Below are 26,509 nucleotides of genomic sequence, written 5' to 3'. Positions count from 1 at the left end.
TGTGCTCAGCCCTTGAGGCTGACGAAACGGCCGCCCTGGAACAGCAGCGGCAGGCCGGGGCGGAACGCCGCCTGCGCGACACGGCCGACGATGATCAGGTGATCGCCGGCGTCATGCGTGGCCTCCTGCGTGCAGTCGAAGCGGGCAAGGCAGCCGTCGATCCGGGGCACGCCGTTGGCGTCCGGTGCCCAGTCCAGCCCGTCAAAGGCGTGTGGGTCGCGGGTGAAGGCATTGCACAGCGCCTGCTGGTGGCCATCCAGGATGTGGATCGCGTAGTGCCGCGCGTCGCGGAACCAGGGGTAGCGGCGCGAGGCCTTTTGCGGCGACCACAGCACCAGCGGCGGGTCGAGCGAGACGCTGGCAAAGCTGGAGGCGGTGATGCCCACCGGCCCCTCCGCCGAAGGGGCGGTGACGATGCAGACGCCGGTGGCAAAGCTGCCAAGGGCGGCGCGAAAGGCGCGGGAGTCCGCGGCGGGGTCGATGACCTGCATGGCGTGGCTCCAATTGCCGTCCATCACGGAACCTCGTGTCCCAGGGCGGCGCTGTACAATTCGAACCACAGTTCGCGCGTCATGGCCACGGCAAAGGCCTGGGCAAAGCCGCGGATCCGCTCCAGCGTGTTGGTGCCCATGACCGGCAGGATGTTGGCCGGATGCGCCAGCAGCCAGGCGACGGCCACGGCGGCGCGGTCCACGCCCTGTTCCGCCGCGACCCGGTCCAGCACCGTCGTCAGCGCGGTGTTCGAGGTCATCAGCGCGCCGCCGCCCAGCGGCGACCAGGCCATCGGGGGAATGTCGCGTTCCTGCAGGAAGGCCAGGTCGCCGTTGGTAAAGGCCTGGTGCGCGTGCAGGCTGAGCTCGATCTGGTTGGTGACCAGCGGCGTCTGCATCGCCGATTGCAGCAGCGTCCAGTCGTGCGGGCGAAAGTTCGACACGCCCACGGCGCGCACCTTGCCCGAGGAAACCAGATCATCCAGCGCCTCGCCGGTTTCGCGGTGGTCCATCAGCGGATCGGGGCGGTGGATCAGCAGCAGGTCGATCTCGTCGATCTTCATCAGCCGCAGCGACTGATCCACCGAGGCGCGGATGTGGCGGCGCGAGGTGTCGTAGTGCTTCACCCGCGCGCCGGAATGGCGGCCCACCGGCGCGACGATGTCGCATTTGGTGACGATCTCGACCTGGCGGCGCAGCTCCGGGGTCAGGGCCTGGCCCAGGATTTCCTCGGCCATGTAGCCGCCGTAGATGTCGGCCTGGTCCAGCGTGGTGATGCCCTGGTCGAGACAGGCGGCGATCTTGTTGCGGACGTGATCGGCCGAGGTGTCGGCATCGTCGCCCAGCCGCCACATGCCATAGACGATGCGGCTGAAGCTGAGGTCATCGGTCAGGTCGATGCGTTCCATCACTTGCGCACTCCTTGGCCCAGCGGCGTGGCCGGGGTGTCTGCGGGCACACGGCCATATTCGTGCGGCAACGAGCAGGTTTTCAGCTCCGGCAGGACCAGCCGGCCGAAATGGCGGCATTCGTCGATGTGCGGGTAGCCGGAGAAGATGAAGGCACGGATGCCCATCTTGCGGTATTCCTCGATTTCGCTGAGGACCTGGTCGGCGGACCCGACCAGCGCAGCACCGCAGCCCGAGCGCGCGCGGCCGATGCCGGTCCAGAGGTGGCGTTCGACATAGCCGAACTTGTCCGCCAGTTCGCGCGCGCGGGCCTGGTGCGAGACGCCGAGCGAGATCGAATCATGCGCCCGCTCGCGGATCAGCTTGCCGTATTCGTCGTCCAGCTTTGACACCAGGCTTTCGGCGTATTCGCGCGCCTCGGCCTCGGTATCGCGGACGATCATGTGGACGCGCAGGCCGTAATCCAGTGTCCGGCCGTGGCGTTCGGCGGCGGCGTTGGCGTCCTTCATGCGCTGCGCGATCTGTTCCTTGGGCTCGGGCCACATCAGGTAGACGTCGCAATGCTGGCCGCAGAGGTCCAGCGCGTCGGGCGAGTAGCCGCCGAAATACAGCATCGGCCCGCCGGTCTGGTAGGGCTTGGCCGGGTCGGTGGTGAGGCCGGAGAAATTGTAGACCTGGCCGGCAAAGTCGATGCTGTCGCGGGTCCAGGCCTGTTTCAGGATTTCCACCACCTCGCGCGAGCGCTGGTAGCGGTAGCTGCTTTCGGCCTTCTCCCCCGGGAAGTCCGAGGAGATCACGTTCAGCGTCAGCCGCCCCTGCATCATGTGATCCAGCGTGGCGACGGTGCGCGCCAGCATGATGGGATGCATTTCGCCGCAGCGGATGGCGGCGAGCATGTTGATGGTGCTGGTCAGCGGCGCCATGCCGGCGACGAAACTCAGCGTGTCCTGGCCGACCTGGTAGGACGAGGGCGCGAGGATGTTGCGAAAGCCCTGCTTCTCGGCCTCCAGCACGATGTCGCGGCAATGCTCCCACGACGAGCGCAGGGCGCCGTCGGGAACGCCGAGGTAGCGGTAGTCGTCGGAGCAGAGCGCCGAGAACCAGCTGACCTCGGAGGCGTCGAGATCGGGCGACGTGACGGGCACGACGGTCATGGCGGGACCTCCCAGTAGCGCGCCGGATTCGGCGTCGATTTCGTCTTGCGTAGCATCCTCCGATTCATGCATCAATAGTGTATTAATTCGATCCGGGCGACAGGACCCGGCACGGGAGGAGACGCATCGTGGCGCGGGGACAGACCTCGGCGGCATTGCCCAAACACGCGCAGATCAGCGAGATGCTGATCCGGGACATCGCCTCGGGGCGGCTGGCCGACGGCGTGCGCCTGCCGCCCGAACGCGAGATGGCCGAGAGCCTGGGGATTGCCGTGGGCACCCTGCGCAAGGCGCTGGAAACGCTGGCGAACAAGGGGCTGCTGGACCGCGTGCAGGGGTCCGGCAACTACGTGCGGGCGCGGCCGGGGGTGGCCTCGATCTACTCGATGCTGCGGCTGGAGCTGGCGGCGGGCGGCGGATTGCCCACGGCGGACCTGCTGTCGGTCGACCGGCTGGCGAAACCGGCCGATGCGCCGGGGTTCGGCCCGTCCGATCAAGGCTGGCGATTCCGCCGGCTGCGGTTCCTGTCGGGGGTGCCGGCGGCGCTGGAGGAGATCTGGCTGGACGGGGCGCAGGCGCGGGACATCGTGGCGCGCGAGGTGTCGGAATCGCTCTACCTGTTCTACCGCGAAAGGCTGGGCCTGGTGATCCTGTCGGCCGAGGACCGGGTGTCGCTGGCCCCGGTGCCGGACTGGCGCGACGCGCGGTTCCCGCCGGACCCCGGGCAGATGGCGGGCTACGTCGAGCGGCTGTCGCGCAATGCCGCCGGAGAGCCGGTGGAATTCTCGCGGACCTGGTTCGACCCGGGGACCGTGACCTACATCAACAGGATCGGCAGAGGATGAGCATGGTCAACTACGGGATTGTCGGCTGCGGCATGATGGGGCGCGAGCACATCCAGAACATCGCGCTGCTGCCGCAGGGCCGGGTGGCGGCGGTCTACGACCCGGTGCCGGAACTGGCGCAAAGCGCCGCGCAACAGGCCGGCGGCGCGCAGGTCTGTCCCTCGCTGGAGGCGCTGCTGGCGATCGAGTCGCTGGACGCGCTGGTCATCGTCTCGCCCAACGACTGCCACGTGCCGCAGCTGCGCCAGATCGCGGCGACACGCCCGCTGCCTGTGCTGTGCGAAAAGCCGATCTACACCGCGCCCGAGGACGAGGCCTTTCTGCGCGACTTCGCCCGCAGCTATCCTGCGCCGGTCTGGGTGGCGATGGAGTACCGCTACATGCCACCCGTGGCGCTGCTGCGCGACGAGGTGGCCGAGGCGACCGGCGGCATCGCCATGCTGACGATCCGCGAACACCGCTTTCCGTTTTTGCCCAAGGTCGGCGCCTGGAACCGCTTCAACGCGCGCACCGGCGGCACGCTGGTGGAAAAATGCTGCCACTTCTTCGACCTGATGCGGCTGATCCTGCGCGACGAGCCGGTGCGGGTGATGGCCTCCGCCGGGCAGGCGGTGAACCACAAGGATGAGGTCTTCGACGGCAAGGCGCCGGACATCTGGGACAACGGCTATGTCATCGTCGACTTCGCGCGCGGCACGCGGGCGATGCTGGAGCTGTGCATGTTCGCCGAGGGCGCGCGCTACCAGGAGGAGATCAGCGCGATCGGCCCGCGCGGCAAGATCGAGGCGCTGGTGCCCGGCCCGGGCCGCTTCTGGCCGGCGCACCTGGGCGACGCGCCGGTGCCGCAGGTCATCGTCTCGCCCCGCGTGCCGAAGGGCCCGCGCCTGGTCGAGGTGCCGGTGGATCCGACGCTGCTGGCGGCGGGGGATCACAACGGGTCGACCTTCTACCAGCACGAACGCTTCAACGCGGTGGTGCGCGGCGAGGGCCGGCCCGAAGTCACGCTGGAAGACGGCATCGCGGCGGTGCGCATGGGGCTGGCGGCGCAGCAAAGCGCGGCAACCGGGCAGGCGGTGGCGCTCTGATCCCATCGTTGCGCTGAACCTGACCGGGGCTGGGGGCGCTGCCCCCGCCGATGCTGCGCATCGACTCCCCCGGAGATATTTGGACCAAGAAGAAACGCAAAGAGCCGCTGATGGCTTCTTCTTGGACAAAATACCTCCGGGGGTGAGCCCCGGACCTGTTCCGGGGCGAGGGGGCAGCGCCCCCTGCCTTTGCGACGGTCCGGCCGGGAGATGTCCGTGGGCTTGATCCCGGTCAAGACGCGGGGGCCGCTTTTGCTGCACACTGGCGGCGCAAGCGGAGCAGGGTATGGCGCAGACAGGCGAGCGGGTCTTTCGCACCGAAGGGCTGACCAAGATCTATGACACCGGCGAGGTGAAGGTGCATGCCCTGGCGGGGGTGGACCTGGACCTGTTCGGCGCGGAGCTGACCGTGTTGCTGGGGCCTTCGGGGTCGGGCAAGTCGACGCTGCTGAACATCCTCGGCGGGCTGGACCGGCCGACCGGCGGGCGATTCTGGTTCCGCGACACCGAGTTGACCAGGGCCTCCGACCGGGCGCTGACACGGTATCGGCGGGCGCATGTCGGCTTTGTCTTTCAGTTCTACAACCTCGTGCCGTCGCTGAGTGCCCGGGAGAACGTGCAGCTGGTGACGGATGTCGCCAAGCGCCCGATGACGCCCGCCGAGGCGCTGGCGCTGGTCGGGCTGTCGCACCGGATGGACCATTTCCCGGCGCAGCTGTCGGGCGGCGAGCAGCAGCGGGTCGCCATCGCGCGGGCGATTGCCAAGCGGCCCGACGTGCTGCTGTGCGACGAGCCGACCGGCGCGCTGGACAGCAAGACCGGGGTGCAGGTGCTGGAGACCTTGCAGACCATCAACGACCAGTTCGGCACCACCACGGTCGTCATCACGCACAACGCGGCGATCCGCAAGATGGCGCACCGGGTGATCCGGTTCCAGGACGGGCGGATCGACCGGGTCGAGGTGAACGACACCCGGCTGGCCGCCTCCGAGATCGACTGGTAGCCCGATGCACGCGATGGACATCAAGCTGTTGCGCGATTTCCGGCGGCTCTGGTTGCAGGGGCTGGCCATCGCGCTGGTGCTGGCGGCAGGCGTCACGGTGATCCTGATGTCGGTCGGCATGGGCCGGGCGCTGAACGACACGCGCGCGGCCTATTATGACACCAACCGCTTTGCCCATGTCTTTGCCTCGGCGCGGCGCGCGCCGGACAGCCTGGTGCATGACCTGCGCGACATCGAGGGCGTGGTGCAGGTGGAGACCCAGGTCCGGGCCTATGCCGTGCTGGACATCCCAGGCCGGGCCAAGCCCGCCACCGGGCTGCTGATCTCGCGCCCCGAAAGCGGCGAGCCGCTGCTCAACCTGCCGATCCTGCGCAAGGGGCGCTGGCCGGAGGGGCCCGGCGAGGTGGTGGTCAACCAGCCCTTTGCCGAGGCTAACGGCTTTGACCCCGGCGACGTGTTCTCGGTCAATCTCAACGGGCGCAAGCGGGCGGTGACGATCACCGGCACCGCGCTGTCGCCCGAGTTCATCTACACCATCGGCCCCGGCGCGCTGATGCCGCAGAACGAGACCTTCGGCATCCTGTGGCTGGACGCCTCGGTGATGGACGCGGGATTCGGCATGGCGGGGGCCTTCAACACCGCCGCGCTGACGCTGTTGCCGCGTACCCCGGTGGAGCCGGTCAAGCAGGCGGTGGAGGCGCTGCTGGACCCCTATGGCGCCACCACGCCGCAGGGGCGCGACACGCAGCAGTCCAATGCCTTTCTCGACGCCGAGATCCAGCAGCTGGAGGTCATGGCCTGGGTGCTGCCGCCGATCTTCCTGGGGATCACGGTGTTCCTGGTGAACATGGTCATGGGCCGCATCGTGCAGCTGGAGCGCGCCGAGATCGGGCTGATGAAGGCGGTGGGCTACACCAACTGGGAGATCGGCCTGCATTACCTGATGCTGGCGGGGCTGATCGCGCTGGTGGGGGTGGGCATCGGCTGGGCGGCGGGCAGCTGGCTGGCGCAGGCCATGGCGCAGCTCTATGCCAAGTATTTCGACTTTCCTTTCCTGGTGTTCGGCGTGCCGCTGAGCGTCTATGCCGCCTCGGCCATCCTGGGGCTGGCGGCGACCAGCGCGGGGGCGCTGAACGCGGCGATGCGGGCGGCAAGGCTGGCCCCGGCGGTGGCGATGGCGCCGCCCGCGCCGCCGAATTTCCGCGGCACGGTCTTTGACACGCTGGCCGAGGTGTTGCACCTGGGCCAGCCGACGCGGATGATCCTGCGCAGCCTGACGCGCTGGCCGCTGCGTGCGGCGATGACGCTGCTGGGCATGGCGCTGGCGGTGGCGATCCTGGTCGCCTCGACCTTTTTTCCCGACGCGGTGCGAAAGATCATCGACACCGCCTTTTACCAGTCCAACCGGCAGGACATGCTGCTGCTGTTCGACCCGGACGCGCCGATTTCGGCACTGGCCGAGGTGGCGCGGCTGCCCGGCGTGTTGCAGGTCGAGCCGCAGCAGATGCACGCGGCGCGGCTGATCCACGGGCCCTATGAAAAGCAGGTGCCGGTGTCCACCGTGGCCGAGGGTGCGGACCTGGCGCGGGTGGTGGACGACGACGGGCAGGTGATCGCGCCCGATCCGTTCGGCGTGCTGCTGTCGGACCGGCTGGCCAGGGCGCTGCACATCGAGGTGGGCGACACGCTGACCGTCACCTTCGAGACCGGGCGGCGCGAGACCTACCAGCTGCCGGTGGCGGGGGTGGTGACGCAGTTCTTTGGCCTGGGCGCCTATGTCTCGCACGAGACGCTGAACCGGATGTTCCGGCAGAGCCCGCGGGTGTCGACCGTGAACGTCACGCTCGAGGATCCGGGCGCGGCGGAGGATTTCCAGGCGGCGATCAAGGATTTCCCCCGGCTGGTGGGCACCATCAACATGACCGAGAACCGCCAGAGCTTCATGGAGACGCTGAGCCAGAACATCCTGGTGGTGACCTCGGTCTATGCCATCCTGGGGGCGATCATCACCGTGGGCGTGGCCTACAACGCGACGCGGGTGCAGCTGTCGGAACGGGCGCGGGAGCTGGCCTGCCTGCGCATCCTGGGCTTCTCGCAGTCCGAGGTGGCCTATATCCTGGCCGGAGAGGTGCTGTTGCTGGCGCTGCTGGCGCAGCCGCTGGGCTGGTGGATCGGCCATGCGGTGGCCGAGCTGATGACCAGCGGGTTTTCCAGCGACCTCTATGCCATCCCGCTGGTGCTGGAGCCGCGGACCTATGCCCGGGCGAGCCTGATCGTGCTGGGGTCGGCGGTGGTCTCCGTTGCGCTGGTGGCGCGGCGGCTGACCCGGCTGGACCTGATTGCCGTGATGAAAACGAGGGAGTGAACCGATGTGGACCTTGCGCACCATCGGGCTGTCGGTTGCCGGGATCGCCATTGTCGGCGGGCTGGTGGCGACGGCCTTTCGCACCGACCCGGTCCCGGTGGACCTGGCGGTGCTGGCGCGGGGCGCGCTGAGCGTGACCGTGGACGCCGACGGCAAGACGCGGATCAAGGAGGTCTACGCGGTGGCCGCGCCGATTGCCGGGACGGTGCTGCGCTCGCCCGTGGCGGTGGGCGACATGGTGGCCAGGGGGGTGACCGTGGTGGCGGAGGTGCAGCCCGCCGCGCCCACCCTGCTGGACGCGCGCAGCCGGGCGCAGGCGGTGGCGGCGCTGCACGAGGCGGAGGCGAACGTGAAGTTCGCCGAGGCCGAGGTGGTGCGGACCGAGGCGCAGGCGGCCTATGCAAAATCGCAGTACGAAAGGGCCAAGGCGCTGGCCGACCGGGGCACCACCTCCTTGACCGCGCTGGAGACGGCAAGCCAGCAGCTGAGCCTGGCCGAGGCGGACCGGCAGTCGGCCGAGGCGCGGCTGGCGATGTCGCGCGCGGCGCTGGACAGCGCGGCGGCGGTGCTGGTCGACCCGGTCGCGGAGGCGGCGGAGGCCGACAGCTGCTGCCTGACGATCCGCGCGCCGGCGGACGGCGTGGTGCTGTCGATCGAGGGCAAGAGCGCGCGGCCGGTGCAGGCCGGCGCGCCGCTGTTGACCATCGGCGACCCGGCGGAGCTGGAGATCGTCGCTGACCTGCTGTCCTCCGAGGCGACGCGGCTGAGCATCGGCGCGCCCGCCACGGTGGAACGCTGGGGCGGCGCGGGGGTGCTGGAGGCGGAGTTGAGCCTGATCGAACCGGCGGCGCGCACGGTGGTGTCGGCGCTGGGCATCGAGGAGCAGCGGGTCGACGCGGTGCTCGACTTCACCTCGCCGCCGGAGGCGCGGGCGGGGCTGGGGCAGGGCTTTGCCGTCTTTGTACGGATCGAGGAGTGGCGCACCCCGGACGCGCTGCTGGTGCCGCTGGCGGCGGTGTTCCGGCGCGAGGGGCGGTGGTTTTGCTACCGCTACGACGACGGGCAAGCGCGCGAGGTGGAGCTGTCGATCGGCCGGCGCGACGGTCGGCACGCCGAGGTGCTGGCGGGGCTGAGCGCCGGCGACAGGGTGATCCTGCACCCGCCGGACACCATCGGCGAAGGGGTCGCCGTGACGGAACGCGCGTTCCGATAATCCGGGGTCTTGACGCCCGTAGTTCCGGGATGCTCTTGACGGATCGGATTTGACATCACATGCTGAAATCATCGCGCGCGTAAAAATAATACTTTGCAGGCGGCTGGACTGACTGCATTGTCAAAGGCGCGTGCCGATGTAGAGGGAGGACGTGCCGATGAGCGGCCGCAAGATCCGGAATATGGAAGAGTTCGCCGAGGTCAGCGGTATCTCGCGGCCGACGGTGTCGAAGTATTTCCACGACCCGGACAGTGTCCGCAAATCCACCCGCGCGCGGATCGAACGCGCGCTGGAGGAATACGACTACCGTCCGAACATCTTTGCCATCAACCAGAACCGCAAGCTGACCAAGAACATCGGCATCGTGGTGCCCTACCTGGCCGACCCGGTGTTCGCCGAATTCGCCCGCAAGCTGGAGATGCTGGTGAACGCCGCCGGCTTTCGCCCGATCCTGCTGAGCTCGCACGGGGACAGCGCGCAGGAGGTCGAGAACCTCGAGAGCCTGCGCGCCATCAAGCCCGCCGGCGCGCTGCTGGCGCCGCTGGGCCGGACATCGGACCGAAGTGCCGTGGAAAGTTTCTGCGATGCCGTGCCGTCGGTCCTGTTTGACAGTAACATCAAGGGGTTGGGTAACGGGTTCATCGGCCACAACAATTCGCAGGCGACCTCGCTGATCTGCGAATACCTGTGCCGGACCGGCCAGCCGCCGGCATTTTTCGAGATGCGCACCCCCTCCAACCCGAACGCCTACCGCCGCCGCCAGACCTATTGCGAGGTGATGGAGGGGCTGGGCCATGAGCCGATGCTGTTGCAGGTCGAGGGCGACGGCTGGGAGTTCGAGCGAATCGGCATGGAGCAGGGAATCAAGCTGATCGAGGCGCACGGGTTGCCCACCGACACCGTGCTGTGCAGCAACGACCGCCTGGCCATCGGCCTGCTGGCGGCGGCCTTTCACAAGGGGCTGCGAGTCGGCCGGGGGCCGGGCACCGCGCTGCGCATCGCCGGCCACGACGACCATCCGTTTTCGCGCTACACCTGCCCGCCGCTGACCACGGTGTCGCACGACTATTCGGCAATCGCGGAACGCAGCGTAGAACTGCTGTTTTCCCTGATCGAAAGCGGGCTTGGTGCTGCGGAGCGGGTCGAAGTCTTTTTTGACGGCAAGCTGCTGATGCGCCAATCGGCGTGAGAATGCTGCATTGCGGCAAGGTTTACGCTGCGTCGCGGAAAGAATTATGCTGCGCTGCGGAAAGATAAAAGTTTACTCCCGTAAACTTTATTATTGACTCGCTAACGGGCGTTCCTCTAGGTTGCAGTGGTGCAGTGAGCACTCCAAGGGAGGATACCTGATGAAACTGAAAGGCGCACTCTTTGCCGCCTCCGCTCTGGTGTCGGTTGCCGTCACCGGCGCGACCGCCGAAACGCTGACCATCGCCACCGTGAACAACGGCGACATGATCCGGATGCAGGGTCTGTCGGACGAATTCACCAAGGCGACCGGCCACGAAGTCGAGTGGGTCATTCTGGAAGAGAACGTTCTCCGCCAGCGCGTGACGACCGACATCAGCGCCAAGGGTGGCCAGTTCGACATCATGACGATCGGCATGTACGAGACGCCCATCTGGGGCGCCAACGGCTGGCTGGTCCCGCTGGACGACCTGTCCGCGGAATACGACGTCGACGATCTGCTGCCCGCCATGCGGAACGGCCTGAGCCACGACGGCACGCTGTATGCGGCACCGTTCTACGGCGAAAGCTCGATGATCATGTATCGCACGGACCTGATGGAAAAGGCCGGGCTGACCATGCCCGACGCCCCGACCTGGGAATTCATCCGTGACGCCGCGGCGGCGATGACCGACCGCGACAACGACATCAACGGCATCTGCCTGCGCGGCAAGGCCGGCTGGGGTGAAGGCGGCGCCTTCATCACCGTGACGGCGAACTCGTTCGGCGCGCGCTGGTTCGACGAGGACTGGAACGCCCAGTTCGACCAGCCGGAGTGGAAGGCCGCTCTGGAATTCTTTGTCGACATGATGAACAACTACGGTCCTCCGGGCTATGCCTCCAACGGCTTCAACGAGAACCTGTCGCTGTTCCAGCAGGGCAAGTGCGGCATGTGGATCGACGCCACCGTTGCGGCGTCCTTCGTGACCAACCCGAACGACTCGACCGTGGCCGACAAGGTGGGCTTTGCCCTGGCGCCGAACGCCGAAGGTGTCGAGAAGAAGGCGAACTGGCTCTGGGCCTGGGCGCTGGCGATCCCGGCCGGCACGCAGAAGGAAGCGGCTGCCAAGGAGTTCATCGAGTGGGCGACCTCGAAGAGCTACGTCGAGCTTGTCGCGTCGAAAGAAGGCTGGGCCAACGTTCCTCCGGGCGCGCGCACCTCGCTGTATGAGAACCCCGAGTACCAGAAGGTTCCGTTTGCCGCCAAGACCCTGGAGTCGATCCTGGCCGCAGACCCGAACAACCCGACGGTCAAGCCGGTTCCCTACGTCGGCGTGCAGTTCGTGGCGATCCCCGAGTTCGCCGGCATCGCGACCGAAGTCAGCCAGCAGTTCTCGGCCGTCTACGCAGGTCAGCAGACGATTGACGAGGCGCTTGAGAAGGCGCAGGCTCTGACCAACGAAGCCATGGAAGCGGCCGGTTACCGCTAAACGCGGCCCTGCATGACTGCGGGGGGCGGCGACGCACCGCCCCCCGGCACCCCACACCCCGATACCACGATTTCCTGGATCGTCTCATGCGGCGCCCGTCCGCACATGGAGGAGATGTGTCATGGCCACCCAGCACTCACGCTCCGCAGCCCGCCTGATGATGGCACCCGCAGTTATCCTGTTGTTGGGATGGATGCTGGTGCCGCTCGTTATGACGCTGTGGTTCTCATTCCGGAACTACTTTCCGCTGCGACCCGACCGCGAGCCCAGCTTTGCGGGGTTTGACAACTACGTCCGCTTCATCTCTTCGAGTTCGTTCTGGCCCAGCATCCAGGCGACGCTGATCATCGTGGGCGGCGCCCTGCTGATCACCGTGATATTCGGCGTGCTGCTCGGGATCCTGCTGAACCAGCCCATGTGGGGCCAGGGGATGGTGCGGATCCTGGTGATCGCGCCCTTCTTCGTGATGCCCACCGTGTCCGCGCTGGTCTGGAAGAACATGTTCATGGACCCGACCAACGGCCTGCTGGCGCATCTGTGGCGCTTTTTCGGGGCCGATCCCGTGGTCTGGGTGTCTGACGCCTCGCTGGTGTCGATCATCATGATCGTCAGCTGGCAATGGCTGCCCTTCGCCACGCTGATCCTGCTGACCGCGATCCAGTCGCTGGACGGCGAACAGCTGGAAGCCTCGGAAATGGACGGCGCGCCGGTGCTCAAGCGGTTCTGGTACATCATCCTGCCGCACCTGAGCCGGGCGATCACCATCGTCATCCTGATCGAGACGATCTTCCTGCTGTCGATCTTCGCCGAAATCTTTGTGACCACCGGCGGCGCCTTCGGCTCCCGGACCCTGACATACCTGATCTACCAGCGCGTGCTGGAAAGCCAGAACGTCGGCCTGGGATCTGCAGGTGGTGTCTACGCAATCATTCTCGCCAACATCGTTGCCATCTTCCTGATGCGCATCGTCGGCAAGAACCTGGACGCGTGAGGAGAGAACAATCATGGCACGTGCCGTCACGACACAACGCAAGGTGATCAACACCACCGCCGCCTGGGCAGTCGGTCTGCTGATCTTCTTCCCGATCCTCTGGACCATCCTGACCAGCTTCAAGACCGAAGCGCAGGCCATTTCCGATCCGCCGGTGTTCCTGGCCTTCGACTGGACGCTGGAAAACTACGAAGCCGTGCTGGAGCGGTCCAACTACGCCCGCTTCCTGTGGAACTCGATCATCATCGCCGGCGGGTCGACCATCCTGGGCATCATCGTCGCGGTGCCCGCGGCCTGGTCGATGGCCTTTGTGCCCTCGCGAAAGACCAAGGACATCCTGCTGTGGATGCTCTCGACCAAGATGCTTCCGGCGGTCGGCGTGCTTTACCCGATCTACCTGATCTTCATCCAGATGGGCCTGCTGGACAGCCGCGCGGGACTGGTCATCGTGCTGATGCTGATCAACCTGCCGATCATCGTCTGGATGCTGTACACCTACTTCAAGGAAATCCCTGTCGATATCCTTGAAGCCGGGCGGATGGACGGCGCCAGCCTGAAGGACGAGATCCTCTACATCCTCACCCCGATGGCCATTCCGGGCATCGCATCGACACTGCTGCTGAACTTCATCCTCGCCTGGAACGAAGCCTTCTGGACGCTGAACCTGACCGCGGCCAAGGCGGCCCCGCTCACGGCCTTCATCGCCAGCTATTCCAGCCCCGAGGGCCTGTTCTACGCCAAACTGTCGGCGGCCTCGACCATGGCCATCGCGCCGATCCTCATCCTCGGCTGGTTCAGCCAGAAGCAACTTGTCAGTGGCCTGACCTTCGGCGCTGTGAAATAAGGATCTGAAACCATGGGACAAATTCAGCTCACGCAAGTGACCAAGAGCTTTGGCGAAGTCAATGTGATCCCGCCGCTCGACCTGACCATCCATGACGGGGAGTTCACGGTGTTCGTCGGCCCGTCCGGCTGCGGCAAATCCACCCTGCTGCGCCTGATCGCCGGGCTCGAGGACATCACCTCGGGCAAGATCGAGATCGACGGCCAGGACGCCACCAACCTGCCCCCGGCCAAGCGCCGCCTGGCCATGGTGTTCCAGTCCTACGCGCTGTATCCGCACATGACGGTGCGCAAGAACATCGCCTTTCCGATGAAGATGGCGGGCATGGACCAGGCCGAGCAGGACAAGCGGATCGCCGCGGCGGCCAAGGCGCTGAACCTGACCGACTACCTGGACCGGCGCCCCGGCCAGCTTTCGGGGGGTCAGCGCCAGCGTGTGGCGATCGGCCGGGCCATCGTGCGGGAGCCTTCGGCCTTCCTGTTCGACGAACCGCTGTCGAACCTCGACGCGGCGCTGCGGGTCGGGATGCGTCTGGAAATCTCCGAGATGCACAAGCGCCTGGAAACCACGATGATCTACGTGACCCACGACCAGGTCGAAGCCATGACCATGGCCGACAAGATCGTGGTGCTGCATGCCGGCGTGATCGAGCAGGTCGGCAGCCCGCTGGACCTGTACCGCGCGCCGCGCAACAAGTTCGTTGCCGGTTTCATCGGCAGCCCCAAGATGAACTTCATCGAGGGACCCGCCGCCGCCGAGCACAACGCGCAGACCATCGGCATCCGGCCCGAGCACATCCATGTCTCGACCTCCGAGGGCAAGTGGCAGGGCACCGTCGGCGTGGCCGAGCACCTGGGATCGGACACCTTCATCCACGTTCACGGCGTGCCGGGCTGCGACCCGATGACCGTGCGCGTGGGCGGCGAGATCCCGGTCAAGCACGGCGACAAGGTCTTCATGTCGCCGATGCTGGAGCACCTGCACCGGTTCGACGCCAAGGGGCTGCGCATCGCATGACACGCCTGACTGGGAAATCCGCCCTGATCACGGGTGCGGCCCGTGGCATCGGCCGGGGCTTTGCCGAGGCCTATGTCCGCGAAGGCGCGACCGTCGCCATCGGCGACATCAACATGGAGGCGGCCGAGGCGGCCGCCGCCGAAATCGGACCGGGCGCCTATGCGCTGCACCTGGACGTGACGCGACAGGACAGCATCGACGCGGCCATCGCCGGTGTCGTCGCCCGCGCGGGCAAGCTGGACATCCTGGTGAACAACGCCGCCGTGTTCGACGCCGCCGAGACGGTGGACATCACCCGCGAGGGCTATGACCGGCTGTACGCCATCAACGTCGCGGGCACGCTGTTCACGATGCAGGCGGCGGCAAAGCAGATGATCGCGCAGGGCCACGGCGGAAAGATCATCAACATGGCCAGCCAGGCCGGGCGGCGCGGCGAAGCGCTGGTGCTGGTCTACTGCTCGACCAAGGCGGCGGTCATCTCGATGACGCAATCGGCCGGGCTGAACCTGATCAAGCACGGCATCAACGTCAACGCCATCGCCCCCGGTGTCGTCGAGGGCGACCACTGGGTCCATGTCGACGCCATGTTCGCCAAGCTGGAAGGCAAGGCGCCGGGCCAGAAAAAGCGCGAGGTCGAGGCCAGCGTGCCCGCCGGGCGCTATGCGCGGCCCGAGGACCTGGCCGGAATGGCGGTGTTCCTGGCCTCGTCCGAGGCCGATTACATCGTGTCGCAGACCTACAATGTCGACGGCGGCCAGTGGATGAGCTGACCGCGCATCCCGCCGCACGCAAACAAGACCGAGACCGGGGACACCCCCCGGCCAGCCTGTGAGGACCCCATGGCGATCAAGCTTTGTGCCGCCAATCTATCCGACCTGCCCGAGGGCGTTCTGGTGCCGACCTACGACCGTTCGGCCCTGACCCCCGGGATCGTGCACATCGGGCTGGGGAATTTCCACCGCGGGCACCAGGCGTGGTATCTGCACCGGCTGATGCAGCAGGGGCAGGCGCACGACTGGGCCATCGTCGGCGCGGGCGTCCGCGCCTACGACGCGGCGATGCGCGAGAAGATGGCGAACCAGGATTACCTGACCACGCTGATCGAGCTGGACCCCAAGGGATCCTCGGCCGAGGTGGTGGGGGCGATGATCGACTACGTGCCGATCGTCGAGGGCAACGGCCCGCTGATCGAGAAGATGGCCGATCCGGCGATCCGCATCGTCGCGCTGACGGTGACCGAGGGTGGCTATTACCTGGACCCCGCGACCAAGAGCTTTGACCCCACGCATCCGGACATCCGGCACGACGTGGCCAACCTGGACACGCCGCGCACCGCCTTTGGCGCGATGATCGCCGCGCTGCGCAAGCGGCGCGACAGCGGCGCGGGTCCGTTCACCTGCCAGAGCTGCGACAACCTGCCGGGCAACGGCACCAAGCTGGAAGAGGTTGTGCTGGGCCTCGCGCGCCTCGCCGATCCGGCGCTGGCGGACTGGATCGCCGCCGAGGTCACGTTCCCCAATTCGATGGTGGATTGCATCGTGCCGGCGACCGGCCCGCGCGAACTGGCGCTGGTGCGCGAATTCGGCATCGACGACGACGTGCCGGTCACGCACGAGAATTACCGCCAGTGGGTGATCGAGGACAAGTTCTGCGCCGGGCGGCCGGCCTGGGAACAGGTCGGCGCCACGATCACCGACCTGGTGCATGACTACGAGGCGATGAAGCTGCGGATGCTGAATGGCGGCCACCAGATCATCGCCGCCCCGGCCGAGATCCTGGGCATCGAGTCGATCGACGGCGCGATGGCGCATCCGCTGATCCGCGGGCTGCTGCGCAAGGTGGCGCTGGACGAGATCGCGCCGCATGTGCACGCGGTGCCGGGCATGACCCCGCAGGCCTATGTCGACCTGATCGACGAACGGTTCTCCAACCCCAGGATCATCGACACCGTGCGCCGCGTGGCCTTTGACGGGTCGTCCCGCCACACCGGCGCGGTGCTGCCGGTGATCCGCGACGCGGTGGCCGCCGGCACGCCGTTGCAGGGGCTGGCGCTGAGCCAGGCGCTGTGGGCGCGGATGTGCTACGGCACGCGCGAGGACGGATCCGAGATCATCGCCAACGATCCGGTCTGGGACGACCTGGTCAAGGCGTCGATCGAGGCGCGCGAGAGCCCGCAGGCCTGGCTGGAACAGCGCCATTTCTACGGCAAGCTGGCCGACGACGCCCGGTTCTCCGCCGCCTTTGCCGAGGCGCTGACGCGGATCTGGGCCGAGGGCACCGAGGCGGCGCTGCGCGCCTACCTGGGCTGACGCCCGGACCGCAGTCACGAATTTTCGAGCAGGACAGGGGTGCAGGCCCCGGACGCGCGCGCAGGGACAGACCCCTGCGCGCGCGATGTCGTTGCGGGGGCCCCGCGGCGATGCTTCCGGTTTCAGACAAATTCTAGGCAAGCAAGAAGAGGCTTTTAGGCTTCTGTTCATACGAAAGCGCGAGGTTGGCCTCGCACCTGAAGCGGTGGCGCAGGCCGGCAAGGAGTTCGGACTGCATCCGTCAGAACGACGTCAGAAAATGTCGATCGCGGCAAATGAAACCGGCGCCAAAACGCGCTTTCGAAAAGCAAGGGCAAGAATATGTCTAGCATCCTGACGAACAACGGCGCCATGGTGGCGCTGCAAACCCTCAAATCCATCAACGCCAACCTATTGGACACGCAGTCGGAGATCTCGACCGGCAAGCGCGTCGCCACCGCCAAGGACAATTCTGCCGTCTGGGCCATCTCCAAGGTGATGGAAGCGGACGTGAAGGGCTTCAAAGGCATCTCCGACAGTCTCAACCTGGGCCAGTCGACCGTCGCCGTCGCCCGCCAGGCGGCCGAGACGACGACCGACCTGCTGACCGAGATCAAGGGCCGCATCGTTGCCGCCCAGGAGGAAAACGTCGATCGCGGCAAGATCCAGGCCGACATCAATGCGCTGCGCGACCAGATCGCCGCAGTGGTCGGCGCGGCGCAGTTCAACGGCCTGAACCTGCTGTCGAACACCGCAAAGACCGCAGGGACGGGTCGGATCAACGTGCTGGCCTCGCTCGACCGGTCCGGCACCGGGGTGACCGCCTCCGACATCACCGTGAACAAGCAGGACCTGGGTGTGGGGGCGTCGTCGATCAACGTGGCCTCGGCCGCGGCGGTGGCGGTCGGTACGGACGCGCTGTCGGGTGCGGCCAACACCGCCGCTGTCGCGCTGACCGGTGCGGCCGTGCAGCCCACCACGCTGGCCGTCGTCGGCCAGGCCGCGGGCGCGGGCACCGCGGAGGTCGCCGCCGGCACCGGTTTCTCGATCGAGATCACCGCGGGCGCGGGTGGGCTGACCACCTTCAACACCACCGCAACCGCCGGCGCGCAGGAGATCACCTATGTCGCCCGCGACGGCGATACCGAGGCGGACGTGGCCGCGGGCCTGGTCGCGGCCTTCAACAAGTACGTCTCGGACAATTCGTCGATCACCGACGGTCTGGGCATCGCGGCGGCGGTCAGTGGAACCAGCGCAAACCAGATCAACTTCACCGGCGCCAACAACACCGGCGACAACTTCTCGGTGCAGGTGCGCAGCTATGCCACCACCGACACCACCGTCGGCGGCCGGCTGGAGGAACTGGCCAACATCGACGTCACGACCCAGACCGGCGTGGACGCGGCCCTGACCGAGGTCGAGACGCTGATCCAGATCGCCATCGACTCGGCCGCCGCCTTCGGTTCGGCGCAGGGCCGGATCGAAACCCAGGCGGCCTTTGTGTCGTCGCTGACCGATGCGCTGAAATCGGGTATCGGCGCCCTGGTCGATGCCGACATGGAAGAGGCTTCGGCCCGTCTGCAGGCGCTCCAGGTGCAGCAGCAGCTGGGCGTGCAGGCGCTGTCGATCGCCAACCAGGCACCGCAGTCGCTGCTGTCGCTGTTCAAGTAACACGCGGCGGGCGCGCGTCCGTTGACGCGCGCCCTGTCGACCCGAGGCACACCGCAACTGGGCGGCGCCACGGCGCGGCCCTGTCCGCCGTTGCGACGACCCCGCGGCGCCCAAGGCGCGCGCGATCCGGTCGGAGCACGGCAGCACGACGCTCCGGTGCGGCAGGCGGGGCCGGCGCGGCGCATCTCGGCTGCCATCTGGCCGGACGAGAACGACAACGCCAACCGCGCAGGCGGTGGAGATCGTGGCGCGGCCGGAAATCGGGGGCGCCGATGCCGAGGCGATCGCCAACGCGATGACCGGCTTTTTGAGTTCGAGAGGGGCGACAAGCGGGACATTCCCGACGTCAAGTTCTTCCGCCACAAGGCGACCTGACCGTTCTATTCGGACGCGGTGTGGGAGCTGACGCAGATGCGCCGCTGGGCGCAGATCCCGGAAGCCCAGCCGGACAGCTGGTGCGACGAGGTGGCGCGCAAGGTCTCCCGCCCCGAAACCTGTTTGCAGGCGGCGCGCCGGCCGGTCGACGAGGGACTGGCCGACGCGGCCGATTTCCCCCGGGAGGGCGACGGCTACACGGCGCCGACCCCGGCCGCACGCCAAGCGCCTGCCTCGACAGTCTGCCGATCGGCCTGAAGGGCGTGCAGGCGGTGGTCGGCACCGAGGTCAAGGGCTGATGCCGCGGGCCGGGGGACGGCGCGCGCGCAAGCGCGACGCCCCGCCCACCGTCCCCGGCCGCGGGCGCCCCGCTCCCCGCGCGCGCAACCGCCACCGCAGCACATGCATTCCCGGGGGCCGCCACGCTGACCGGCGGCACAGGAGACCGCAGACACGACCGCCATCGACCCGAGCTATGCCACAAGCGAGGCCCGGCGCGCGCGCCTGTTCACCCGCATCAACGCCGCTGACACATGGTTCCGGGTGCCGGGCCTGAGCTGGATCACCCCGGCGCTGAAGGCCGCCGCCGGGGTCAACCCGCGGGACCGGATGACGGAGCTGTGGCGCCTGCTGGCGGTGCCCGGTCCGGCGCAACTCCGGGCCGAGGCGGTCACCCTGCACGAGGACGCGCAGGCCAAGGCCGCCAAGCGGGCCAGGCCCTACACCATGGTCGAACAGCGCAACGAAACGCTGTTTTCCGCCGGTCTGTCGGCCACCGCGACCAAGCCGGCGCTGCGCTCGGCGCTGCCGCTGGACGAACCGCTGAGCGCATGGCATCACCTGCCGGGTCGGCGAGCACGTCACCCGGATCGACCGCGCCGCCAGGGGGGGGCACGGGCAGAACGGCGCGACAAGCTGCTGATCGCCACCGGGTCGGCCCCCTTCATCATCCCGGTCGAGGGGCGGGACCTGAAGGGCGAGGTCACATACCGCGATCTCGACGACACCAACGCGATGATCGAGGCCTCTGCCAAGGGCGGAAAGGCGGTGGTCATGGGCGGGGGCCTGCATGAACGCGGCCGGGAGGTCACGGCGCTGCACCTGCTGGAGCGTCAGCTCGACCCGGCAACGGGCGACCTGCCGCGCAAGGACCTGGAGGCGCGCGGCATCGAGGTTGTGACCAAGGTCGCTGCCGCCGCGCCCCTGGGCAAGGACCGTGTCGAGCGCGTGCTCGTGCAGGACAACACCGGGCTGGTGGCCGACCTCGTGTTCAAGGCTGTGGGCATCCACCCCGAGATCCGGCTGGCCAACGCGCCGGTATCGAGGCGGTCGCGGCATCGTGGTGGATGCGCAGACGCTGACATCGGACCCGGACGTGCTGGCCGCGGGTGAATGCCTGGAGGTCGACGGGCATCTCTTCGGCCGCGCCGCTCTATGAGCAGGCCAGGGGGGGCGACGCGGACCCGCCAGCCTGCCGGTCTTGTCGTCAAGGACACGGCGACCGCACCGGGTTCTTTGGCCTGATCCACGATGGGGTCGACCTCAGCCACATGCGCGAGGCGCTGATCTTTGACCTGGCCTACCCGGCGGGCGGGTGGGCCCTTCCTCGGCCGTTGCCGTCTTGCCGCCATCGGCAGCGCGATCAAGAGGGCGAATGAGCCTGTCGGAACGCTGGACCGGGGGCCGGGGCGGTTGCGGTCGCTGCCGCAGGGTGAGGTGCCCGATGACATGACGCTGATGCTGGGCGAAGTGGCCACGCCGAGGCGGTGAGCTCGCTGCTGATGCTGCTCCGGATGACGGGCGAGACGGCCGAGGCAATCGCCGGGCTGGCGGGGATGATCAAGGACGCCATGGCGGCGGGCCGCGCGTTGGGCAGGTCTCTCTGGTCGGCGCAGCGCCGGGGGGCGACCCCATGACCCTGCGCGCGGTCGAGCGGTTGCAGGAGGCGGAGGCGATCTTTCATGACCGGCTGGCCGACGAAGATGTGCGGGAAACGGCGCTGGCGCAGGCGGGATGCGAGGGCTGCGCGGTGATCCTGGTGACCTGGCCCGCGGCGGCAGAGGCGCAGGTGGCCTTGCTGCGGGCGGGCCGAGGGCTCAGGCGGGTTTTTCCGCGACCCAGCCGTCAACCAGCGCGTCCAGCGCGGGCCAGTCGGTGTATTCCTTGTCGGTGCCCGGATCGGCGTGCGGGTCCCGGGTGGCCAGGATGCGCTTCATGACGAAGCGGCGGAAGATGTCGTATTCCGAGGGCTTGTAGGCCCCGGCGACCTGCGCGACGCGGTCCGGCTCCCACCCGGTGGCGTCGAGGAAATCCCGCACGATGTGTTCCAGCCCGCGCCAGTCCTCGGCCTCGTGCCCGGCGGCGGCCAGCGAGACGGAGAGGAACAGGCACTTGCGGCCGTTCAGCGCCGCGGCGCGGTCCTCGATGAAATGGGCGATTTCGGGCTGGTAGTTGCCCAGGTGGACCGAGGCGGCCAGGATCACCCGGTCAAAGCGGTGCAGGTCGATGTCCCCGGCGTCCGTCAGGCCCACCAGTTCGACCATGTGACCGGCATCGGCCAGGCGGTCGGCAACGTGGCGGGCGATCTTGCGCGTCTGTCCTTCGGTCGAGGCGTAGGCGATCAGCAGTTTCATGGCGTCCCCCTGGATGGCAGTTGCGGGCAATCTGCCAGACGGGAGAGCGGCGCGCCTTGACCGGCGTCAAGACGCGGGTTGCCTCAGTCCTCGTGGATGCCGTCGGCGCAGAAGGCCCCGCCGTGGTAGAGCGCGGTCGCATCGTCCTTGGGCGGCGGCGACATCCGGGCGTCCAGCTTGGCGCGGAACACCTCGGCACTGTCCTGCGGATGCCAGCCGATGTAGGCGACCTCGCGGTTGTCCCACCAGCTTTCGGGGTTGGCCGAGGCGCCGTAGATCACCGGGCAGCCCAGGCGCGGCACGGTGAAGATGCGTTCGATCAGCCGGGTGAAATCGTCAAAGCTGAGCCAGGTGGCCAGCATCCGGTGGTTGATCGGCTCGGGAAAGCAGGACCCGATGCGGATCGAGGCGGTCTCGATCCCGAACTTGTCGTGGTACATGCTGGCCATGGCCTCGCCAAACACCTTGGACACGCCGTAGAGGCTGTCGGGGCGCGGGGTGCTGTTGGCGTCCAGCCGTTCGGTCTGCTGGTAAAAGCCGATGGCGTGGTTCGAGCTGGCAAAGACGATGCGCGGCGTGACCGAGGATTTGCGCGCGCCCTCGTAGAGGTGGAACACCCCGTCGATGTTGGCGTTGCGCACCTTGTCCCAGGTGCCTTCGATCGACTGGCCGCCCATGTGGACGATGCCGTCGCAGCCGTCGACCAGCGCCTCGACGGCGGCCTTGTCGCCCAGGTCGCAGGTCACGATTTCCTCGTGTGCGGCGGCGGGGCCGAGATCGGCGCCGGGGCGGTCGCTGATGCGGATGGTCTCGGCGATCCCGGTCAGGCCGTTGCGGCAGACCTTGCCCAGGTTGCCGCCGGCCCCCGTGATCAGCAGTTTCTTGAGTTTCGGCATGGGGCGTCTCCTTGGGGATGCGGCGCGTTGCGGTGTCCCGCGCTTGTCGCCGCGCAGGGGGGGACGGGTCAAGCCGGATTGAGGCGGATCAGCCGGTGGCGGATTTGCGAAAGGCCGAAGGGGTCTGCCCGGTGCGCCGCCGGAACGCGCGTTCAAAGCCGCTGGCCTCGGAGTAGTCCAGCCGGTCGGCGATCTCGGGGATGGTCAGCCGGGTGTCGCGCAGCAGGATGCGCGCCTGGCCATCGCGGCAGTCACCCAGGATGTCGGCAAAGCTGGTGCCCTCGTCCGCCAGGTGCCGCCGCAGGCTGCGGCGCGACATGCCCAGGCGCTGGGCGATGGCGGTCTGATCGACGGCGACCTGCCCGAGGTTGCGCAGGATCTCGCGCCGGACGCGGGCGGTCACGCTGCCGTCGCGCTCCAGCCGCTGGGCGGCGGCGGTCAGCACCGTGGCCATGCGCTGATACTGGTCGCGATGGCTGCCCGGCATGGCGCGGTCCAGCAGGCGGGCGTGAAAGCAAAGCGCGTTGGTTTCGGCGTCGTAGCTGACCGGGCAACCGGGATCGCCGCCGCTGCGCCGTTCGGCCCCGCCGGCGGGGTGTTCAAAGCTGAGGCCCAGCGGCCGGTAGCCGGGTCCGGCGGCCTGGAGCACCAGTTGCCGGAACACGCCCAGCGTCAGTTCGGCGTCCTGGTCGCGCGGCCAGATGTTGGGATCGAGGATGCGATAGGACAGGCAGGCGACGCCGTCGGTGACGTCGAGATGCAGCTCGGTTTCGCTTTGCACCGTGGCAAAGGCGCGCTCCATCAATCGCAAGGCGGCGCCCAGCGAGGGCGCGGCCATGGCGGCGCGGCCGACCTCGCCGATGTTGGCGACCTCGAACCGGCTGCCGACGAGGCGGCCGAAATGCGGCGCGCGCAGCTGCTTGGCGGCCAGCTGGTTCAGCGCCACGAAACAGCGCAGCGGCAGCGAGGGCGCGCCGCCCGACAGGGTCGCGCTGTCGATCCGGGCGGCGGAACAGAGGCTGTCGGCATCTCCCCCCAGGTCGAGGGCAACGCGAATCGGATCGCGGATCACGGATGAGACGATCTGGGCTGAGTCGGCCATGATTCCCGTTGCGGTCTGAGGCTGCCCCCGAGTGTTCGAGCGTAGCACCGAACAAATCAAATGCAAAATCGACCGGGCGGTCGAGGTTCTGGAGGCTTTGCCCAAACATTGTCCGAAAATGTCGGACGGCGCGCCGCGGGATCGCCTTAGGCTGATCCTTGGGACTTTCAAGGGGTGCCGCGACTCATGGATATTGCGATTGCAGGGGGCGGACCGGCGGGGACCATTGCGGCCATCCTGCTGGCACGCGCCGGGGCGCGGGTGACCTTGGCCGAGGTGGGCGGGCGCGGGGCCTGGGCCGAGGGCGCGGGTCTGCGGCTGGTCGCGGCGCTGCGGGCGCAGCGGCTGGCGGTCGAGGGGCTGGGCCCGCTGGTGGAGCGCCGGGTCGACTGGGGCACGCTGAGCGGCCAGCCGAACCGCGAACACATGCTGTCGCGCCCGGCTTTCGACGAGGGATTGCAGGCGCAGGCGGTGGTTGAGGGCGTGACGCTGGTGCGCGCGCCGGTGCGCCGGGTGCGGCGGGGTGTTTTGGAGCTGGCCGATGGGCGGGAGATTGCTGCCGGGCTGGTGATCGAGGCGCGCGGACGGCGCGCGCCGGTGGCGGAGGGGCGGTTGCGCGGCATCCCGACGGTGAGCATCGCCGCTGAGGCGGGCGCGAGCGCGGCGGGGGCCGAGGTGCGGGCGCTGCCCGAGGGCTGGCTGTGGCGGATCGGCGACGGCGCGCGGGGCTGGATGCAGGTCACGGTGGACGCGGCTGCTGCGCGCGATCCGGCGGCGGTCTGGGCGGCGATGACCGGGTTTGCGCCTCGGGGGCTGGTGGTGCGCGGGGCCGAACTGCGGCTGTCCGCGCCGGATCTGGACCCTGCGATGCCGCGCATCGGTGACGCGGCGGTGGCGATGGACCCGCTGTCCGGGCACGGGATGTTCTGGGCGCTGGCCTCGGCGCTGATGGCGGTGCCCCTGTGCGCGGCGCTGCTGGACGGGCAGGGCGGGCTGGCCGCGCGGTTCTACCGTGACCGGGTGGTGGCGACCTTTGACCGCCAGGCCCGGGTGGGCCGCGATTTCTACCGCGCCGCGGGGATGGGCGGCCGGTTCTGGCGCGCGCGCGCCGGATGGCCCGACGAGATGTCCGCCGAGCCGGTGCCGCCCGCCGCGCCGCATCTTGAGAACCGCGTGATCGTGCGCGCCGGGCGGCTGGCCGAGGCGCAGGTGCTGGTCACGCCGCAGGACCCGGAGGGCGCCGCCTTTGTCGGCGGGGTCGAGATCGCGCCGCTGCTGGCGCGGCTGGGACGCGGACCGATGCCGGACCGCGCGGGCTTTGCCGCGCGCGTCCTGCCCGAAACACCGCCCGAGACGGCGGGACGCATTTACGACTGGCTTGCGGCGCGCGGCATCACGACCGCGCCCGCCCTGAAAAACAAGGAGGTTGTCACATGACACGATCAAAGACAGCGCCGGCCCTGATCGCCGCGCTGGCCCTTGCCGGGACGCCGGCGCTGGCCCAGGACGGGGCGCAACTGCTGGCGGATGCCTGCGGCAGCTGCCACGAGGCGACGGAGGCGGGGCTGTCGCGCATCGCCGGACAGCGCAAGACGCCCGAAGGCTGGCTGATGACCATCGTGCGGATGCGCCTTGTGCATGACGTGGTCGTGTCGCCGGACGACCAGGCCGCGCTGGTGGCCTACCTGTCGGAAACGCAGGGCCTGGCCCCCTCCGAGGCGGCGCCGTGGCGTTACGCGCTGGAAAAGGATCCGGCCCACGTCGAGGTCGTGGAAGAACCGATGGCGTCGATGTGCGCGCGCTGCCACACCGCCGCGCGGGTCGGCCTGCAACGCCGCACCACCGAGGAATGGGACCTGCACATGGATTTCCATGTCGGCCAGTTCCCGACGGTCGAGTACCAGGCGCTGGGCCGCGACCGCGAGTGGTACAAGATCGCCAAGACCGAGATGGTGCCGCTGTTGTCCGATGCCTACCCGCTGGAGACCGAGGAATGGACCGCCTGGCAGGCGGCTGAAAAACAGGCGCCGGGCGGCGACTGGGTCGTGTTGACCGACCTGCCGGGCAAGGGCCGCGCCTTTGGCCGGATCACCGTTGCGGGCGACGCATCTCCCTTTGCCTTGTCCGGGACGCTCTGGCTGGAAGACGGCAGCGAAATGCCGGTCGCGGGGCAGATGAACCTGTACACTGGCTACGAGTGGCGCGCGAACCTGTCCATCGACGGCGAGGCCTTCCGCCAGGTGGTGGCCCTTTCCGAGGATGGCGACACCTTCGAGGGCCGGCAGTTCCTGCGTGACCGTGACAGCCTTGGCGGCACCATCTCGGGCGCCCGCGATGGGGCCGGGCCGGCCATCCTCGGGACTGTCCCCGAGGCGCTGATGGCGCGATCCGGCGATGTCCTGATCGTCGGGACCGGGCTTGAGGGGATCGGCGCCGAAGGCGGCGAACTCGTGGTTCACGGCGCGACGCCGGTTGGCCTGGCGACCTCCCTGCTGACCGAAACCGATGGCGCGGTGGCATTGACGGCGGGTGACGCGCGATCCGAGATCGTCGTCTCCGAGGCGTTCGACCGCATCACTGTAGAGCCGTCCTTTGCCATTGCCCGGGTCGGCGGCGACAGTCCGGTTGGTCCGGACGCCGTGCCCATCGCCTTCAAGGCGATCGGATGGGCAAACGGACCGGACGGCCAGCCGGGCACCGAGGACGACCTGCGGCTCGGCGTCGTGCCGACGGAGTGGAGCGTGACCGATCACAACGAAGTCGCGGCCGCGATGAGGGACGCCGAATTCGCCGGCAGCCTCGGCGAGGACGGCATCTTCATGCCCGCCGCGGCCGGTCCCAACCCGGCGCGCCCGTTCTCGACCAACAACGCCGGCGATCTGAAGATCGTCGCCAACTCTGGCGGGCTTTCGGCCGAAGCGCAGCTGATCGTGACGGTCCAGCGCTTCATCGATCCGCCGATCCGCTGAGG

The 26,509-nt window shown here is 68.3% G+C and carries 24 protein-coding genes and 1 pseudogene; 19 read left to right on the top strand and 6 right to left on the bottom strand.

The window, feature by feature from the left end:
• Positions 1–5: 5 nt before the first annotated feature.
• Genes MAA8898_RS08505 through MAA8898_RS08495 form a run of 3 tightly spaced genes read right to left on the bottom strand, consistent with a single transcriptional unit; the run spans position 6 to position 2,553 of the window.
• Positions 6–515 carry a flavin reductase family protein gene (locus tag MAA8898_RS08505; RefSeq protein ID WP_176445103.1) on the bottom strand — a complete coding sequence of 170 codons (510 nt, stop codon included), beginning with the start codon at positions 513–515 and terminating at the stop codon, positions 6–8.
• Positions 515–1,399 carry an aldo/keto reductase gene (locus MAA8898_RS08500; protein ID WP_094020568.1) on the bottom strand — a complete coding sequence of 295 codons (885 nt, stop codon included), beginning with the start codon at positions 1,397–1,399 and terminating at the stop codon, positions 515–517. Before MAA8898_RS08500 ends, MAA8898_RS08505 begins: the two co-directional genes overlap by 1 nt.
• Positions 1,399–2,553, bottom strand: a complete 1,155-nt coding sequence (locus MAA8898_RS08495; RefSeq protein ID WP_094020870.1) for an LLM class flavin-dependent oxidoreductase — start codon at positions 2,551–2,553, stop codon at positions 1,399–1,401. Before MAA8898_RS08495 ends, MAA8898_RS08500 begins: the two co-directional genes overlap by 1 nt.
• A gap of 128 nt (positions 2,554–2,681) precedes the next feature.
• Here MAA8898_RS08495 and MAA8898_RS08490 point away from each other — a divergent pair, with 128 nt between their 5' ends.
• From MAA8898_RS08490 to MAA8898_RS26685, 17 genes and pseudogenes are all read left to right on the top strand, one after another.
• On the top strand, positions 2,682–3,398 hold the full coding sequence (locus tag MAA8898_RS08490) for a GntR family transcriptional regulator (RefSeq protein ID WP_281252854.1): 717 nt from the start codon (positions 2,682–2,684) through the stop codon (positions 3,396–3,398).
• Positions 3,395–4,483 (top strand): Gfo/Idh/MocA family protein, encoded by a 1,089-nt coding sequence (locus MAA8898_RS08485; RefSeq protein WP_094020567.1) that lies wholly within the window; start codon positions 3,395–3,397, stop codon positions 4,481–4,483. The genes MAA8898_RS08490 and MAA8898_RS08485 overlap by 4 nt, the downstream gene beginning before the upstream one ends.
• Before the next feature lie 286 nt (positions 4,484–4,769).
• Positions 4,770–5,486: an ABC transporter ATP-binding protein gene (locus MAA8898_RS08480; protein ID WP_094020566.1), complete on the top strand. Its 717-nt coding sequence runs from the start codon at positions 4,770–4,772 to the stop codon at positions 5,484–5,486.
• Between the two features lie 4 nt (positions 5,487–5,490).
• Positions 5,491–7,851: an ABC transporter permease gene (locus MAA8898_RS08475; RefSeq protein WP_094020565.1), complete on the top strand. Its 2,361-nt coding sequence runs from the start codon at positions 5,491–5,493 to the stop codon at positions 7,849–7,851.
• A 4-nt stretch (positions 7,852–7,855) separates the two neighbouring features.
• Positions 7,856–9,064: an efflux RND transporter periplasmic adaptor subunit gene (locus MAA8898_RS08470; RefSeq protein ID WP_094020564.1), complete on the top strand. Its 1,209-nt coding sequence runs from the start codon at positions 7,856–7,858 to the stop codon at positions 9,062–9,064.
• A gap of 157 nt (positions 9,065–9,221) precedes the next feature.
• Positions 9,222–10,253 carry a LacI family DNA-binding transcriptional regulator gene (locus tag MAA8898_RS08465; protein WP_094020563.1) on the top strand — a complete coding sequence of 344 codons (1,032 nt, stop codon included), beginning with the start codon at positions 9,222–9,224 and terminating at the stop codon, positions 10,251–10,253.
• 160 nt (positions 10,254–10,413) lie between these two features.
• Positions 10,414–11,721 (top strand): ABC transporter substrate-binding protein, encoded by a 1,308-nt coding sequence (locus MAA8898_RS08460; protein ID WP_094020562.1) that lies wholly within the window; start codon positions 10,414–10,416, stop codon positions 11,719–11,721.
• A 121-nt stretch (positions 11,722–11,842) separates the two neighbouring features.
• A complete protein-coding gene (locus MAA8898_RS08455) occupies positions 11,843–12,712 on the top strand; it encodes a carbohydrate ABC transporter permease (RefSeq protein ID WP_094020561.1) in 870 nt (289 codons plus the stop codon).
• Positions 12,713–12,725: 13 nt separating this feature from the next.
• A complete protein-coding gene (locus tag MAA8898_RS08450) occupies positions 12,726–13,556 on the top strand; it encodes a carbohydrate ABC transporter permease (RefSeq protein ID WP_094020560.1) in 831 nt (276 codons plus the stop codon).
• 12 nt (positions 13,557–13,568) lie between these two features.
• Positions 13,569–14,573 carry an ABC transporter ATP-binding protein gene (locus MAA8898_RS08445; protein ID WP_094020559.1) on the top strand — a complete coding sequence of 335 codons (1,005 nt, stop codon included), beginning with the start codon at positions 13,569–13,571 and terminating at the stop codon, positions 14,571–14,573.
• Complete coding sequence (locus MAA8898_RS08440; protein ID WP_094020558.1) at positions 14,570–15,343, top strand: L-iditol 2-dehydrogenase; 774 nt, start codon at positions 14,570–14,572, stop codon at positions 15,341–15,343. Before MAA8898_RS08445 ends, MAA8898_RS08440 begins: the two co-directional genes overlap by 4 nt.
• A 69-nt stretch (positions 15,344–15,412) precedes the next feature.
• On the top strand, positions 15,413–16,882 hold the full coding sequence (locus MAA8898_RS08435) for a mannitol dehydrogenase family protein (RefSeq protein WP_094020557.1): 1,470 nt from the start codon (positions 15,413–15,415) through the stop codon (positions 16,880–16,882).
• Between the two features lie 321 nt (positions 16,883–17,203).
• The gene (locus MAA8898_RS08430) at positions 17,204–18,532 is read left to right on the top strand and encodes a flagellin N-terminal helical domain-containing protein (protein WP_094020556.1); all 1,329 of its coding nucleotides are present in this window, start codon (positions 17,204–17,206) and stop codon (positions 18,530–18,532) included.
• Between the two features lie 183 nt (positions 18,533–18,715).
• Positions 18,716–19,206 (top strand): annotated as a pseudogene (locus tag MAA8898_RS08425) (nitrate ABC transporter substrate-binding protein); the annotation flags it as partial.
• Positions 19,207–19,450: 244 nt separating this feature from the next.
• Positions 19,451–20,299: an FAD-dependent oxidoreductase gene (locus MAA8898_RS26695; RefSeq protein WP_370738617.1), complete on the top strand. Its 849-nt coding sequence runs from the start codon at positions 19,451–19,453 to the stop codon at positions 20,297–20,299.
• Between the two features lie 177 nt (positions 20,300–20,476).
• On the top strand, positions 20,477–20,677 hold the full coding sequence (locus tag MAA8898_RS26690; RefSeq protein ID WP_245853304.1) for a hypothetical protein: 201 nt from the start codon (positions 20,477–20,479) through the stop codon (positions 20,675–20,677).
• Positions 20,674–20,823 (top strand): hypothetical protein, encoded by a 150-nt coding sequence (locus MAA8898_RS26685; protein ID WP_245853302.1) that lies wholly within the window; start codon positions 20,674–20,676, stop codon positions 20,821–20,823. Before MAA8898_RS26690 ends, MAA8898_RS26685 begins: the two co-directional genes overlap by 4 nt.
• A 180-nt stretch (positions 20,824–21,003) precedes the next feature.
• Here MAA8898_RS26685 and MAA8898_RS08410 read toward each other — a convergent pair whose 3' ends face one another.
• The 3 genes from MAA8898_RS08410 to qhpR all read right to left on the bottom strand — a co-directional run bounded on the left by MAA8898_RS08410 (position 21,004) and on the right by qhpR (position 23,538).
• Positions 21,004–21,540 carry a flavodoxin domain-containing protein gene (locus MAA8898_RS08410; protein ID WP_094020555.1) on the bottom strand — a complete coding sequence of 179 codons (537 nt, stop codon included), beginning with the start codon at positions 21,538–21,540 and terminating at the stop codon, positions 21,004–21,006.
• An 83-nt stretch (positions 21,541–21,623) separates the two neighbouring features.
• The gene (locus MAA8898_RS08405; RefSeq protein WP_094020554.1) at positions 21,624–22,436 is read right to left on the bottom strand and encodes an NAD-dependent epimerase/dehydratase family protein; all 813 of its coding nucleotides are present in this window, start codon (positions 22,434–22,436) and stop codon (positions 21,624–21,626) included.
• Positions 22,437–22,524: 88 nt separating this feature from the next.
• Positions 22,525–23,538: an AraC-like transcriptional regulator QhpR gene (qhpR, locus tag MAA8898_RS08400; protein WP_094020553.1), complete on the bottom strand. Its 1,014-nt coding sequence runs from the start codon at positions 23,536–23,538 to the stop codon at positions 22,525–22,527.
• 186 nt (positions 23,539–23,724) lie between these two features.
• Here qhpR and qhpG point away from each other — a divergent pair, with 186 nt between their 5' ends.
• Together qhpG and peaA are read left to right on the top strand one after the other, a co-directional pair.
• Positions 23,725–24,975 (top strand): flavin-dependent monooxygenase QhpG, encoded by a 1,251-nt coding sequence (qhpG, locus tag MAA8898_RS08395; protein ID WP_094020552.1) that lies wholly within the window; start codon positions 23,725–23,727, stop codon positions 24,973–24,975.
• Entirely contained in the window at positions 24,972–26,507 is a 1,536-nt protein-coding gene (gene peaA / locus MAA8898_RS08390; RefSeq protein WP_094020551.1) for a quinohemoprotein amine dehydrogenase subunit alpha, read from the top strand. Before qhpG ends, peaA begins: the two co-directional genes overlap by 4 nt.
• Positions 26,508–26,509: the final 2 nt, after the last annotated feature.

This window comes from Antarctobacter aquimaris (assembly GCF_900184945.1).
Lineage (GTDB): Bacteria > Pseudomonadota > Alphaproteobacteria > Rhodobacterales > Rhodobacteraceae > Maliponia > Maliponia aquimaris.
Note: the sequence above shows the minus strand (reverse complement) of the source record. Positions and strands in the feature narration are given on the sequence as shown.